Origin of the sequence: Agrobacterium sp. 22094, from assembly GCF_052046015.1 — a bacterium.
Taxonomy (GTDB): Bacteria; Pseudomonadota; Alphaproteobacteria; order Rhizobiales; family Rhizobiaceae; genus Agrobacterium; species Agrobacterium cavarae.
On the sequence record NZ_JBQEPX010000001.1, the window covers coordinates 459,097 to 473,605 of the forward strand.

Consider the following 14,509-nt stretch of genomic DNA (forward strand, 5'->3'; position numbering starts at 1 on the left):
ACTCTCGCCTCACACCTTCTTCAACCGCTCCACCGCCATCAGCACGCGCTCCGGCGTTGCCGGGGCATCGAGGCGTGGGCAGACCTTGTAGTCGGCGACCGACGCAACCGCCATGGAGAGTGCTTCCAGAACCGAGTTGGCGAGCATGAAAGGCGGTTCGCCGACAGCCTTGGAGCGGCCGATGGTGGGTTCGGCGTTTTCGGACCATTCCGCCAGCCTGACGTTGAAGATCTTCGGACGGTCCGAGGCGAGCGGGATCTTGTAGGTGGAGGGCGCGTGGGTGCGCAGCCGCCCCTTGCCATCCCACCACAGTTCCTCCGTCGTCAGCCAGCCCATGCCCTGGACGAAGCCGCCTTCGATCTGGCCTATGTCGATGGCCGGGTTCAGCGACTTGCCGACATCGTGGAGAATATCGGTGCGCTCCATCATGTACTCGCCGGTCAGCGTATCGATGGTGACTTCCGAGCAGGAGGCGCCGTAGGCGAAGTAGTAGAACGGCGTGCCACGTCCGGCGGCGCGATCCCAGTGGATTTTCGGGGTCTTGTAGAAGCCTGCGGCAGAGAGCTGCACGCGGGCGAAATAGGCCTGTCGAACGAGATCGTTGAAGGCGATTTCTTCTGCGCCGATGCGAATGCGGTTTGGCAGGAAGGCGATATCCCGTTCTGTGACATTCCATTTCTCGGCGGCGAACTTGATCAGCCGTTCCTTGATCTGGCGGGCCGCATCAAGTGCTGCCATACCGTTGAGATCGGTGCCGGAGGAGGCGGCAGTTGCCGAGGTGTTCGGCACCTTGCCGGTCGTGGTGGCGGTGATCTTCACCCGGCCGATGTCCACCTGGAACGTATCGGCAATGACCTGCGCGACCTTGGTGTAAAGGCCCTGGCCCATTTCCGTGCCGCCATGGTTCAGGTGGATGGAGCCGTCATTATAGACATGCACCAGCGCACCCGCCTGATTGAAGGCGGTCATGGTGAAGGAGATGCCGAATTTCACCGGTGTCAGGGCAATGCCCTTGCGCAGGATCGGACTTGTGCGGTTGAACGCAACGATCGCCTCACGGCGCGCGCGGTAATCGCTGGAAATCTCCAACTCCTCCACCACGCGGGCAATGATGTTGTCTTCCACTTCCTGGTGATAGGGCGTGGTGGTGCGGCCAGAACCGGTCTCGCCATAGAAGTTCAGCTTGCGGATATCGAGCGGGTCCTTGCCGACCGCATAGGCAATTTCCTCGATAAAGCGCTCAGCACCGAGCATCCCTTGCGGGCCACCGAAACCGCGAAAGGCGGTGTTGGACACCGTGTGGGTTTTCAACGGCTTGGAGGCAAGCTTTACATGCGGATAGAAGTAGCTCGAATCCGCATGAAACAGCGCGCGATCGGTGACCGGGCCGGAAAGATCGGAGGAGAAGCCGCAACGGGCGGCATAGGTCGCATCGACTGCGTGAATGCGCCCCTCGTCATCGAAGCCCAGTTCGTAATCGACGCGGAAATCGTGGCGCTTGCCGGTGGCGACCATGTCTTCATCGCGGTCCGGGCGGATTTTGACGGCGCGCTTCAGCTTCTTGGCGGCGATCGCGCAGAGTGCAGCAAACTGATTGCCCTGCGTTTCCTTGCCGCCGAAGCCGCCGCCCATGCGGCGCACCTGCACGGTGACGGCATTGGAGGGCACCTGCAGAATGTGGCTGACGATGTGCTGGATTTCGCTTGGGTGCTGGGTAGAACTCCACACCGTCACCTCGTCATCCTCGCCGGGCACCGCCATGGCGATATGGCCTTCGAGGTAGAAATGCTCCTGTCCGCCAATCCGCATCGTGCCGGTCAGGCGACGCGGTGCGACATCCATCTCCACATCCGCATCACCGCGTTGCAACACCATGCCGGGGGTAACGAGCGGCTCGCCATTTTCGAGTGAGGCGTCGATATCGGTGAAGTGCGGCAGATCCTTGTAAGCGATCTTCGCCTTGCGCGCCGCATGGCGGGCAATCTCGCGCGTCTCGGCAAAGACGGCAAAGATTGGCTGGCCGTGGAATTGCACCAGCGTTTCGGCCAGCAGCGGCTCGTCGTGGCGCCCGCCGGAGGACACGTCGTTTTCACCCGGCACATCCTTGCCGGTCATCACCCAGACGACGCCGGGGGTGGCTTCGACCTCGGAGAGATCCATCGATACGATTTCGGCATGGGCCCGGTCCGAAAGGCCCAGCGCGCCGTGGATCAGGCCTGCGGGTTCTGGAATGTCATCGATATATTCGGCACTTCCGGTGACATGCTTATGCGCTGAATCATGGCGCAGCGACCCATGCATCTTGCCATCGACGTCGGTCTTGGCGCGTTCGAATGTGGTGGTGTCCATGTCTCAGACCTCTCTTCTCGCTGGAGAGGTAAAGGGTTCCCCTACGCCCTCATTCCTGTGCTCGTCACAGGAATCCAGCCAAGGCGCGTCTGCGCCGCATAAAACTCTCTCGCGCCCAAGGACTTGGGCGCACTGGATTCCTGTGACAAGCACAGGAATGAGGGAGGAATGATCCAGGCTTCCCATCACGCCATCTCCTCAAAACGCTGCAACTCCTGCTTCTTTCCCGATGTCTCTAGGAAGAAACGGGTCAGCAGGTTCTTTGCCGTCAGCTGACGATACTGCGCGGTGGCGCGCCAGTCGGTCAGCGGCTGGAAATCCGCGTCGATCGTATCGCGCGCGGCATCGATGGTGTCTTGCGTCCAGGCCTTGCCCTTCAGGGCCTCTTCCAGAGTCTTCGCCCGCTTCGGCGTGCCGGCCATGCCGCCAAAGGCGATGCGGATATCCTGCACGCTGCCGTCTTCGCCAAGGGTCAAATGATAGGCGGCGCAGAGTGCCGAGATATCCTCGTCACGGCGCTTGGAAATCTTGTAGATGGCGAAGTGGCTGTCGTTGGTTGGCAAGGGCACTTCGATCTTCTCGACGAATTCGCCGGGAAGCCTGTCCTGCTTACCGTACTCGATGAAGAAGGTTTCGAGCGGCATTGCGCGGCTGCCGGAGGAAGAGCGCAGCGTCAGCGTCGTACCCAGCGCAATGAGCGGCGGGGGCGTGTCGCCGATGGGCGAGCCGTTGGCGATGTTGCCGCCGATCGTTCCCATGTTGCGCACCTGCTGTCCGCCGAGGCGATCGATCAGCCGACCGAATGCCGGGATGTTGTCTGCAAGCGTGTCGAAGGCCTGGGCGTAGGTGACGCCAGCGCCGATCGAAATCCTACCGTCAGCAACCGAGATCGACTGCAGCTCGCTCAGGTGATTGATGAAGATGACGGTCTTAAGCTCCCGCATCTGCTTGGTGACCCAAAGGCCCACATCCGTCGATCCGGCAACGATGGTCGCCTTCGGCTCTTCGGCATAGGCGTTTGCAAGCTCGGTGAGATTGCCCGGAATGATGGTGCGATGGCCGTCCTTGGTAACCGTGATCGTGTCGTTCTGCTGAATGCCCCAGAGGCGCGACATGATGGTGGCGCGGTCGCTTTCGATCGGGTCGAACAGCGTGCTTGGCCTGGCAGCAGTCACGCTTTCGGCGGCTTTGACGATGGGTTCATAGCCGGTGCACCGACAGAGATTGCCTTGCAGCGCCTTTTCGATATCGGCGCGCGAGGGCTTGCTGCTGGACAGCCAGAGACCGTAAAGCGACATGACAAAGCCCGGCGTGCAAAAGCCGCATTGCGAGCCATGATAATCCACCATGGCCTGCTGAACCGGGTGGAGCGTACCGTCCTTGCCGGCCAGATGCTCCACCGTGACGATATGCGTGCCATGCAGCGAGCCGAGGAAACGGATGCAGGCATTGACGCTTTCATAGCGCAGCGAGCCTTCCAGGAGCCTGCCGATCAGCACGGTGCAGGCGCCACAGTCGCCTTCGGCGCAGCCTTCCTTCGTGCCCGTCAGGCGTTTGCGCAGCCTCAGATAGTCGAGCAGGGTTTCCGTCGGCGCGAAGTCCGACAGAGTGATCGTCTCGTTATTGAGGATGAAGCTGATTGCGTCTTTCATGCACTGCCTTCGTCTTTGTTCCGGTTTCGGGTTGGGCCCGAATGAATTGCGGTGTTCGATCTACTGCGCGGTCCAGCCGCCGTCGATGGAAATATGCGTGCCGGTGATCTGCTTTGCCGCGTCGCTTGCGAGAAAGAGCGCCGTTGCCGCCACATCTTCCACGGCCACGAATTCCTTGGTGGCCTGCAGGCGCAAGAGCACGTCGTTCTTGACCGCCTCTTCACTGATGCCGCGGGCCTTCGCCGTATCCGGTATCTGCTTTTCCACCAGCGATGTCAGCACATAGCCTGGGCAGATGGCATTCACGGTGATGCCGGTTTCGGCCAGTTCCAGTGCTGCGGATTTCGTCAGGCCCATGATACCATGTTTTGCCGCAACATAGGCAGATTTGAATGGCGAGGCGACAAGTCCGTGCGCGGAGGCAATGTTGATGATGCGGCCTTTGCCGGCAGTCTTCATCAGCGGAATGACGGCGCGCATGGTGTGAAAGGCGCTTGTCAGGTTGATGGCGATGATGCGGTCCCACTCTTCCGGCGGAAACTCGTCTACTGGTGCCACATGCTGGACGCCCGCATTGTTGACCAGCACATCCACCGAGCCGAGCTTTTCCTGCGTGGTCTTGACGAGATCGAAAATCTCGTCCGGCTTGGTCATGTCGGCGGGGTGATAGAGCACGCGCGTGCCGCTTTCCGCCTCCATCAAAAGCCTGTTGCTTTCGATGTCGTCGGGATCGCCGAAGCCGTTCAGCATGACGTTGCAGCCATTATTGGCGAAGGCTTGCGCGATGCCCAAGCCAATTCCGCTGGTCGAGCCCGTAACGATCACTGTCCTCAGCATGCGTTCCCCTTTTTTTGACGTCGATGCAAGACTTTACAGCACGTTATGCTCAAACCGGGGGAACTGGCAATTGGATTCGAAACCGACGCCGCTTGTGGCTTGACTTTGTCTGTTGAGCATATTGTGGTGCGCGCGACTGATTTCAGGGAGGAATGAATGGGCGGCTACGTTATCGCCATTGACCAGGGCACCACGTCCACGCGCGCGATCATCTTCGACGGATCGATGAAGGTGGTGGGAACGGGCCAGAAGGAGTTTCGGCAGATCTTCCCGAATTCCGGCTGGGTTGAACACGATCCGGAGGAAATCTGGGAGACGGTGGTCTGGTCGATCAAGCAGGCGCTGGACAAAGCCAGTCTCAAGGGCTCCGACATCGCTGCCATCGGCATCACCAACCAGCGCGAAACGACGCTGATCTGGGATCGAGAAACCGGCAAGCCGCTGCACAATGCCATCGTCTGGCAGGACAGGCGCACGGCGAAGATTTGCGACAAGCTGAAGAAAGCCGGGCATGAGAAGGTCTTCGCCAAGCGCACCGGTCTGCTGCTCGACCCGTACTTCTCCGGTACCAAGCTGTCCTGGCTGCTCTCCAATGTGAAGGGCGCGCGCAAGAGGGCGGAGAAGGGCGAGCTTTGCTTCGGCACGGTCGATACCTTCCTCATCTGGCGGCTGACGGGCGGCAAGTCTTTCGTGACCGACGCCACCAATGCCTCGCGCACGCTGATGTTCAACATCGAGAAGAATGTCTGGGACAAGGAACTCCTCGACATTCTCGACGTGCCGAAATCCGTCCTGCCGGAAGTTCTGGATTGCGCCGCGGACTTCGGCATTGCCGATGCTGACCTGTTCGGCGCGGAAATTCCGATCCTGGGTGTCGCCGGAGATCAGCACGCTGCCGTCATCGGCCAGGCCTGCTTCTCTCCCGGCATGCTGAAATCCACCTATGGAACGGGCTGCTTTGCGCTTTTGAACACGGGCGAGGACATCGTTCGCTCCAAAAACCGGCTGCTGACGACGATCGCCTACCGCCTGGACGGCAAGTCCTATTACGCGCTGGAAGGCTCGATCTTTGTTGCCGGTGCTGCGGTTCAGTGGCTGCGCGACGGGCTGAAGATGATCGGCTCCGCACCGGAAACCGGAGCGCTCGCCGACAAGGCTGACGATGCACAGGAAGTCTATCTCGTGCCCGCCTTTGTCGGTCTCGGCGCGCCCTGGTGGGATGCCGAAGCACGCGGCGCAATGTTCGGCCTGACGCGCGGCACCGGCCCCGCCGAATTTGCCCGCGCCGCACTGGAGGCCGTCTGCTACCAGACTGGCGATCTGCTGGATGCCATGCACAAGGACTGGAAGAACGACGATTGCGATATCGTCCTTCGCGTCGATGGCGGCATGGTTGCCTCCGATTGGACGATGCAGCGCCTCTCAGACCTGATCGATGCGCCTGTCGACCGTCCGGTGATCCTCGAAACCACCGCACTCGGTGCCGCATGGCTTGCGGGCAGCCGGGCAGGGGTGTGGCCGGACATGAAGGCCTTTGCCGAAACCTGGGCGCGCGACCGCCGCTTCGAGCCGAAGATGGATGACGAGGTGCGCACGCGGAAACTCAAAGGCTGGAAGAATGCGGTGCGCCGGACGCTCAGCAACGTTTGAGCACTGCTCCATCCATCGAGAAAATCGAAGTTTCCGGTTCAGATTTTGAATTTGCGCCGGGAACCTTCGATGTCTATCTGAGGGCATGAGCGTGGCCAGTTTTTGCAAGCGAGCGCTCCGGACAAAGCGAGGAGCGCACCCATGGAACTTGGTCTTTACACCTTTGCCGATGTCAATCCGAACCCGGCCGATGGTCGTGGCCCGGAAGGTGTGCGTCGCCTGAAGAACCTTTTGGAAGAGATCGAGCTTGCCGATCAGGTGGGGCTTGATGTCTACGGCCTGGGGGAGCATCATCGGCCTGATTACGTCGTATCATCGCCTTCGACCGTGCTCGCGGCTGCGGCGGTCAAGACGAAGACCATCCGGCTTTCCAGTGCCGTTTCGGTTCTGAGCTCCGATGATCCGATCCGCGTCTTCCAGCAGTTCGCCACCGTCGATCTGTTGTCGAATGGGCGCGCCGAGATCATGGCGGGGCGCGGCTCCTTCATCGAGTCCTATCCGCTCTTCGGTTACAATCTCGAGGACTATGACGATCTCTTTGCCGAGAAGCTCGATCTGCTTCTGGCAGTGAGAGACCGCGAAATCGTTACCTGGTCGGGTGAAAAGCGTGCGCCGATCAATGGGCGCGGTGTCTATCCGCGTCCGTTGCAGGAGGCTTTGCCCGTCTGGATCGCCGTTGGCGGCACGCCGCAATCGGTGGCGCGGGCCGGTGCCATGGGTCTGCCTGTGGCGCTTGCCATCATTGGCGGCGAATATCGCCGCTTTGCGCCGCTCTTCGATCTCTACCGGGAAGCGGCGCGCCGTGCAGGCCAGCCGGTCGAAAAACAGAAGACCAGCATCAATGTTCACGGCTTCATCGCCGACACCACCGACAAGGCGGCTGATCAGTTCTACGGCCCGCAGGCGGAGGTGATGAACCGGATTGGCCGCGAGCGCGGCTGGGGTCCGACCAGCCGGGCACATTACGATATGGCACGAAGTGCGGAGGGCAATCTCTTCCTCGGCGAGCCGGAACTGGTGGCGGAAAAGATCATCAAGGCGCATGGCGTCTTCAAGAATGATCGCTTCCTGTTGCAGATGGCAATCGGTCTGATGCCGCATGATCAGATCATGCGCGGGATCGAGCTTTACGGCACGAAAGTCGCCCCAATCGTCAGAAAAGAATTGACTGGCAGTGCCGATAGGGCGAAAGCCACGGCATGATCGGGCGCCTTTTGGCGCCCTTTGCCGAAGACATTGCGCAGGATATGGACGCAGAATGGTTATCTCGACGGAAGAAGAGCTCGAAAAGCTGAAGGATGTTGGCCGGATTTGTGCCCTTGCTATGCAGACCATGGCCGACGCGCTTGAGCCGGGGATCACCACCGCCGAACTCGACGCCATCGGTCGCAATATCCTGGAAAGCAATGGCGCGCAGTCGGCACCGGAATTCTGCTACCAGTTTCCGGGCGCCACCTGCATCAGCGTCAACGAGGAAGTGGCCCACGGCATTCCAGGCCCGCGCATCATCAAGGCGGGTGACCTCGTCAATATCGATGTGTCGGCGGTGAAGGATGGCTTCTTTGGCGATACCGGCTCTTCCTACGCCGTGCCGCCGGTCAAGAAGGATATCGAGCGCCTTTGCCGCGATGGCAAACGCGCGCTTTGGACGGGGTTGCAGCAGGTGAAGGCGGGTAGGCCGCTTGCCGATATCGGCAACTCCATCGGCGCTTTTGCCAAGAAGAACCGTTACACGCTGATCACCAATCTCGCCAGTCACGGCATCGGCCGGTCGCTGCACGAGGAGCCGAAAGAGCTTGCCACCTGGCCGGACAAGGACGAAACCCGCATCATGACCGACGGGCTGGTCTTCACTGTCGAGCCATTTCTCTCCACGGGCGCCTATTGGGCCGAAGATGGTGACGACGACCCTTGGACGCTGTTCAGCGACCCGAGCGCGCCGACGGTGCAGTTCGAGCACACCGTGATCGCCACCAAAAACGGACCGCTGATCCTGACGCTTGCCGAGTAAGGCGGGCGCTCCTGCAGGGCTTTCTGTCATGCGGCTGTCATGTTGCAGCCGCCATCAACGGTTTTGGCTTACATCTTCGTAACTTAGCGTTTGCTGCATTGCGTCAGCGAAGTGTCTGGCCTAATTTCTCCCAAAATCTGCTTCGCCAATAATGGCTGATCTCAAGCTCGCGAGAGTTCGAACGTGTTTCATTCCTTCTTTCCCAAACCCAAGCTGTTTTTTACCTCTGCCATTGTTTGGTCCTTGCTCATGATAGGCCTCTGGTATGCAGGCGGGAGAAACTGGGGTGCGGCACTCGGCATGCCTCCAGCAACACCAGGAGAGCCGCCGATCACGGGCGTATCTATTTTCTGGTCCCCGCCATTCCTTTGGTTTTACATCTATTACACCGCTGCGGTGCTTGTATTTGCGGGCTTCTGGTTCACTTACAGCCCACACCGCTGGCAGATGTGGTCCGTTCTCGGCTCTGCCCTCATTGTCTTTGCGACGTATTTCTCCGTGCAAGTCAGCGTGGCGATGAACGCATGGTACGGCCCATATTATGACCTCATCCAGCAAGCGCTTGCCAAGACCGCGCCGGTGACTGCCGAGCAGCTTTATCTCGGCCTCGTCGGCGTTTCAGGCATCCTGTTTTTTGCGATCACCGTCGGCGTGCTCAATCTCTTCTTCGTCAGCCACTACATCTTCCGTTGGCGCACGGCGATGAACGACTTTTATATGGCAAACTGGGATAGGCTTCGTCATATCGAAGGCGCTTCTCAGCGTGTTCAGGAAGACACGATGCGCTTCTCCTCGACCGTCGAGGGGTTGGGCGTCGGTTTCGTCAGGGCCATCATGACCCTGATCGCTTTCCTCCCCGTCCTCTTCACCTTCTCCGAAACCATCAACGAGCTGCCGATTATCGGTTACGTCCCGCATGCTCTGGTGTGGGCGGCAATCTTGTGGTCGCTCTTCGGAACGGGCTTTCTTGCACTTGTGGGTATCAAGCTACCCGGCCTTGAATTCCGCAATCAGCGCGTGGAGGCGGCTTATCGTAAAGAGCTGGTTTATGGTGAAGACCACGCAGATCGTGCTCAGCCGCCGACTGTGCAGGAGCTGTTTTCGAATGTCCGGAAGAACTATTTCCGGCTCTATTTTCATTACATGTATTTCAACGTTGCCCGCATTTTCTATCTGCAGGCTGACAACATCTACAGCTTGATCGTTCTCATTCCATCAATCGCAGCAGGCAAGGTGACGCTTGGCGTGTTCACGCAGATCGGCAACGTGTTCGATCAGGTGCGCGGATCGTTCCAGTATCTCATCAATTCCTGGACGACGATCGTCGAACTGATGTCGATCTACAAACGTCTGAAAGCGTTTGAGGCTGCTATCTACGACCAACCGCTGCCGGAGATCGATCAGCGCTATTTGAAGCGTGAAGCGGAAGAGGGCGAGTTGGCTGCGGACAAGCCGTAAGGCTCGACGCGTTCAACTCTGACACCAACCCCGGCATTAAGCCGGGGTCGAGCCGGAGGATTTGTGCTGGCCCGCTTCCGGCGGGGGCCGGAACGATGGTCAATTGAAAGCCGTTGGCTGAAAAATGTGACGGTGCCGCTGTCGCTGCGCCGGCAGCGCTCGCCCTCTTACCCTTGCGACTTTTCCTTACGCCGCGCGTCAATCATCGGCATCGCCTCTTCATAGCTGACGCAGGCGACATCGTCCTTTTTGCAGACCTCGCGCAGCAGCCGCTCATAGGCGTTCCAATAGGCGCCGCCATTCATCTTGACGAAATGGAAGCCGAGTTGGAGGGGGATGCGTTCGCCCTCATATTGCTTGTCGAAGGCGGCGCGGAAGGCTTTATAGGCGCGTTCTTCGAATTCGGCGGACTTGGCGGGCGTCTCGATTGCCATGGAATGGCGGACGAAGAGATTGTAATCCATGGCAATAATCGGCCGGTCGCCCGGTCCTTCCGGGATCAACGGCAGGCCGAAATGTTCGATGCCATCCTTGCGCACGGGCCATGCCGGTCCCTTCGTGATGCTGGTGGCGTCGAAGACGAAGCCGTGTTTTTTCTGTGCGGCGGTGAGCGCATCGCCTTGCGACAGGTAGGGCGCTCGAAAGCCGTTGATGCCGTGCACGAAATCGTGCCAGCCCTGCGGCTCCTCATCCTTCTTGCCGATTGCCGCCCAGGCGTTTCCAAGCGTGCTGGTGAAGGTGGTGAACTCTGCGTCCCATTGATCCGCGGTCCAGTTGCCGCCATCGAAGTGGCCGCAGGTGTGGTTGGCGATTTCGTGGCCTTCCTGGCGGGCGTCCCAGATGTGGTGCAGGCGCGTTGCCACCTCTTCCACCGATTGGCCGAAGCCGACATTGGAGCGGCCAAGTTTCTGGCCGGGGCCCTGATAGCTCTTGGCGCTAGTCTTGCGGTCCATCACCAGCGTGCAGGCAAGAAAATAGGTGAAATGCGCGCCGACTTCCTTGGCGGTCGCGCGGCTTCTCGCCCACAGCGCATTGTCGCCTGCGCCATCGAAAGACACCAGCACGAGCTGCTTTGGCTTTGCCACACCTTCGACAGCCTGCGCATAGGCTTGCGGCGCGCAGGCGAGAGACAGGGTGATGACGGCAAGCGAACGCAACATGAGGGAACCACGCGGAATTTTCAAAAGCGGCCTTTTGAGCTTGGAATAAGGCGAAGCTTTGATTTGACTGGCTTTTTCCAGGGGTTATACCAAAGATCACCGATGCTGACCCCTTCGATAGCCCGGAAATCGGCCGCCGGGGGCGTCGAAATCCTCGACCGATGAAAAGCATCGCTCTGCGGTTTCTCCTACCCGGGCGACCGTTTCCAGGCTATCGAAGGGGTCAGCATCAGTGATCTTTGGTATTCGCCATAACTCATTGTCAAAAGATTATCCTCCCCGCGCAAGGACGCCACCATGCTTCTGCTCGTCGTCTCTCTCATCCTGTTCTTCGCCACCCATTCTCTCAGGCTTTTTGCGCCGGGGCTTCGTGCGCGTCTGATCGATAACATGGGCGAAAAGCCCTTCAAGGGCGTCTATTCGCTCGTCAGCGTTCTCACCATCATCTTCATTGCCTATGCCTTCAATGAAGCGCGGCAGGTGACGGGCATGCTTTATTACCCGCCGGTCTGGATGGCCCATATCGCGGTCACGCTGATGCTCATTGCGATGATCTGTCTTGTGGCAAGTGCCCTGCCGGCCGGGCACGTCGCAACGAAGACCAAGCATCCGCTGATCCTTGCGGTGAAGATCTGGGCTTTCTCGCACCTGCTTGCCAATGGCGAGACCTCCTCCGTCATCCTCTTCGCCTCCTTCCTCGCCTGGGGCGTGGTGATGCGGATTTTCCTCAAGCGCCGTGCACGCGCCGGTGAAAATCTCACTCGTCCCTTCGTTTCGGCGCGCTACGATGCGGTCGCGGTTCTCCTTGGCGTGGTGCTGTGGGCTGCATTCATCTGGAAGCTGCACGAATGGTTGATCGGCGTCCAGCCGATTGCGATGTAGGAAACTGACGTTTCCCCCTTACATCTCAAGGAAAATAGGCTAGAAGGCCCACCAATAAATGTGGTTGGCCTTTTTGCGGCTTTCCGCAACCAGATTGCCTTGGCATGTCCGCAGACCGATCGGCTTTTTGCCTTTCGGTGCGGGTAACGGAGAATTCGATGGCGAACGAGAATGACAGCTTCATCCGCGAAGTGAACGAGCAGATCCGCTCAGAAAAATTGAGCAACTTCTGGGGTCGTTACGGCGCGGTCGTGATTGGCGCTGCCGTTTTGATCGTGCTCGCTTCTGCGGGCGCCGGCATTTACGAATATTGGAGCAACAGCCGGGCTTCGGCGTCTGGCGACCAGTTCTCCAACGCATTGAAGCTTGCCTCCGAAGGCAAGAATGACGAAGCGTTGAAGGCACTGACGGAACTGGAAAGCGCCGGCCACGGTGAGTACCCGATCCTCGCCAAGTTCCGCTCTGCAACGCTTCTGGCGCAAAAGGGCGATGCGGCTGGCGCTATCGCAGCCTTTACCGCGATTGGCAACGACTCCAGCGCGCCGCAGATTTTCCGTGACATGGCAAAGGTGCGCGCAGCGTTCCTTCTGATTGACAACGGCACATATGAGCAGGTCTCGGCAGAGGTAGAAGCGCTCTCCAGCGATGGCCAGCCGCTGCGCAACTCCGCACGTGAGGCGCTTGGTCTTGCCGCTTATAAGGCTGGCAATCTTGCCCAGGCGAAGCAGTGGTTCGAACTCATCACCGGTGATTCCCAGGCGCCGCGCAATGTGGCGAACCGGGCGCAGGTCCTGCTCGATAATATTGCCGCATCCGGCAAGGCAGCGTAAATTCTCATTTCCTGCAGCGACGGGCGGTCATAAGGATTGCCGCGGACTGCATCGGTTTTCTGTTGAAGGCGTCGGACCGGAGCCCGTTGGGTTTCCGGTCCGACGCTATAGAAGTTAGGGCACTATCATGACCTTCACCGTCGCCATCGTCGGACGTCCGAATGTCGGCAAATCCACGCTTTTCAACCGTCTGGTTGGCAAGAAGCTGGCGCTTGTGGATGACACGCCAGGCGTGACCCGCGACCGTCGTCCGGGCGACGCCAAGCTCGTGGATCTGCGTTTCACCATCATCGATACCGCGGGTCTCGAGCAATCCGCACCGGAGACGCTACAGGGTCGCATGTGGGCGCAGACGGAAGAGGCGATCGAGGAAGCCGATCTGACGCTTTTCGTCGTCGACGCCAAATACGGACTGACACCCGCCGACCAGACGCTGGGCGAAATGCTGCGCCGTCGCGGCAAGCCGGTCGTGCTGGTTGCCAACAAGTCGGAAGCGCGTGGCTCCGATGGCGGTTTCTATGATGCCTATACGCTCGGTCTTGGCGAGCCATGCCCGATTTCCGCCGAGCACGGCCAGGGCATGATCGATCTGCGCGATGCCATCGTTGCCGCGATCGGTGAAGATGTCGCCTTCCCGCCCGAAGACGATTTCGAAGAGGCCGAAACCGACGTCGTGCTTTCCGGTGAAGAGGAAGAAGACGAGGATTACGAGCCCGCCTATGACGACAACAAGCCGTTGCGCGTTGCGATCATCGGTCGCCCGAATGCCGGCAAGTCGACGCTGATCAACCGCTTTCTCGGCGAAGACCGTCTTCTGACCGGTCCGGAAGCCGGTATTACCCGCGACAGTATCTCGGTCGAATGGGATTGGCGCGGCCGCACGATCAAGATGTTCGACACCGCTGGCATGCGTCGCAAGGCGAAGGTGACCGAGAAGCTGGAGAAGCTTTCGGTGGCGGATTCGCTGCGCTCCATCCGTTTCGCCGAAACCGTCGTCATCGTCTTCGATTCCACCATTCCTTTCGAGAAGCAGGATCTGCAGCTCGTCGATCTGGTCATCCGTGAAGGCCGCGCTGCTGTGCTCGCCTTCAACAAGTGGGATCTGGTCGAGGATGCACAGGCGTTTCTCGCCGATTTGCGTGAAAAGACCGAGCGCCTTCTGCCGCAGGCGCGCGGCATTCGTGCCGTTCCGATTTCCGGCCAGACGGGCTACGGCCTCGACCGGCTGATGCAGAGCATCATCGACACCGACAAGGTGTGGAACCGCCGTATCTCCACCGCCAAGCTCAATCGCTGGCTGGATATGCAGGTTACACAGCATCCGCCACCGGCCGTGTCGGGCCGTCGTCTGCGCCTGAAATACATGACGCAGGTCAAAGCACGGCCACCGGCCTTCATGATCTCCTGCACGCGGCCCGAGGCCATTCCGGAATCCTACACGCGCTATCTGGTGAACGGTCTGCGCAAGGATTTCGACATGCCAGGCGTGCCGATCCGGGTGCATTATCGCGGGTCGGACAATCCCTTCGAGCACAAGGCGAAGAAGCGGTAGTCAGGGGGCTGGCTCGCTGAGGGGAGCCTCTACACTCCGTGATCCTTGGGCTTAACCCTGCGACGCACACGCATCTGGAACCAATAGATCCTCGGGTCAGGCCCGAGGATGACGGCAGAGGGTAGCGT

The 14,509-nt window shown here is 59.7% G+C and carries 11 protein-coding genes; 7 read left to right on the top strand and 4 right to left on the bottom strand.

Annotated elements, in window-relative coordinates:
* Positions 1-9: 9 nt before the first annotated feature.
* From xdhB to ACTJK5_RS02265, 3 genes are all read right to left on the bottom strand, one after another.
* Positions 10-2,349, bottom strand: a complete 2,340-nt coding sequence (gene xdhB, locus ACTJK5_RS02255) for a xanthine dehydrogenase molybdopterin binding subunit (RefSeq protein ID WP_162739488.1) — start codon at positions 2,347-2,349, stop codon at positions 10-12.
* 185 nt (positions 2,350-2,534) lie between these two features.
* The gene (gene xdhA / locus ACTJK5_RS02260) at positions 2,535-4,001 is read right to left on the bottom strand and encodes a xanthine dehydrogenase small subunit (protein WP_113261596.1); all 1,467 of its coding nucleotides are present in this window, start codon (positions 3,999-4,001) and stop codon (positions 2,535-2,537) included.
* A 60-nt stretch (positions 4,002-4,061) separates the two neighbouring features.
* Positions 4,062-4,838 (bottom strand): 3-hydroxybutyrate dehydrogenase, encoded by a 777-nt coding sequence (locus tag ACTJK5_RS02265; RefSeq protein ID WP_113266935.1) that lies wholly within the window; start codon positions 4,836-4,838, stop codon positions 4,062-4,064.
* 156 nt (positions 4,839-4,994) lie between these two features.
* On the opposite strand from ACTJK5_RS02265, the gene glpK reads away from it, so the two are divergent.
* The 4 genes from glpK to sbmA all read left to right on the top strand — a co-directional run bounded on the left by glpK (position 4,995) and on the right by sbmA (position 9,957).
* The gene (gene glpK, locus ACTJK5_RS02270) at positions 4,995-6,488 is read left to right on the top strand and encodes a glycerol kinase GlpK (RefSeq protein WP_113261594.1); all 1,494 of its coding nucleotides are present in this window, start codon (positions 4,995-4,997) and stop codon (positions 6,486-6,488) included.
* Positions 6,489-6,629: 141 nt separating this feature from the next.
* Entirely contained in the window at positions 6,630-7,691 is a 1,062-nt protein-coding gene (locus ACTJK5_RS02275) for an LLM class flavin-dependent oxidoreductase (protein ID WP_313593114.1), read from the top strand.
* 55 nt (positions 7,692-7,746) lie between these two features.
* Positions 7,747-8,499, top strand: coding sequence for a type I methionyl aminopeptidase (gene map / locus ACTJK5_RS02280; protein WP_062426321.1), 753 nt, complete (start codon positions 7,747-7,749; stop codon positions 8,497-8,499).
* Positions 8,500-8,682: 183 nt separating this feature from the next.
* On the top strand, positions 8,683-9,957 hold the full coding sequence (gene sbmA, locus ACTJK5_RS02285) for a peptide antibiotic transporter SbmA (RefSeq protein ID WP_062426322.1): 1,275 nt from the start codon (positions 8,683-8,685) through the stop codon (positions 9,955-9,957).
* Positions 9,958-10,124: 167 nt separating this feature from the next.
* Here sbmA and ACTJK5_RS02290 read toward each other — a convergent pair whose 3' ends face one another.
* A complete protein-coding gene (locus tag ACTJK5_RS02290; protein WP_335322216.1) occupies positions 10,125-11,117 on the bottom strand; it encodes a polysaccharide deacetylase family protein in 993 nt (330 codons plus the stop codon).
* A 297-nt stretch (positions 11,118-11,414) separates the two neighbouring features.
* On the opposite strand from ACTJK5_RS02290, the gene ACTJK5_RS02295 reads away from it, so the two are divergent.
* The 3 genes from ACTJK5_RS02295 to der all read left to right on the top strand — a co-directional run bounded on the left by ACTJK5_RS02295 (position 11,415) and on the right by der (position 14,381).
* On the top strand, positions 11,415-11,999 hold the full coding sequence (locus ACTJK5_RS02295) for an NnrU family protein (protein ID WP_335322217.1): 585 nt from the start codon (positions 11,415-11,417) through the stop codon (positions 11,997-11,999).
* A 158-nt stretch (positions 12,000-12,157) separates the two neighbouring features.
* Positions 12,158-12,829 carry a tetratricopeptide repeat protein gene (locus tag ACTJK5_RS02300; RefSeq protein WP_335322218.1) on the top strand — a complete coding sequence of 224 codons (672 nt, stop codon included), beginning with the start codon at positions 12,158-12,160 and terminating at the stop codon, positions 12,827-12,829.
* Between the two features lie 127 nt (positions 12,830-12,956).
* Positions 12,957-14,381 (top strand): ribosome biogenesis GTPase Der, encoded by a 1,425-nt coding sequence (der, locus tag ACTJK5_RS02305; protein ID WP_440611752.1) that lies wholly within the window; start codon positions 12,957-12,959, stop codon positions 14,379-14,381.
* Positions 14,382-14,509 lie beyond the last annotated feature (128 nt).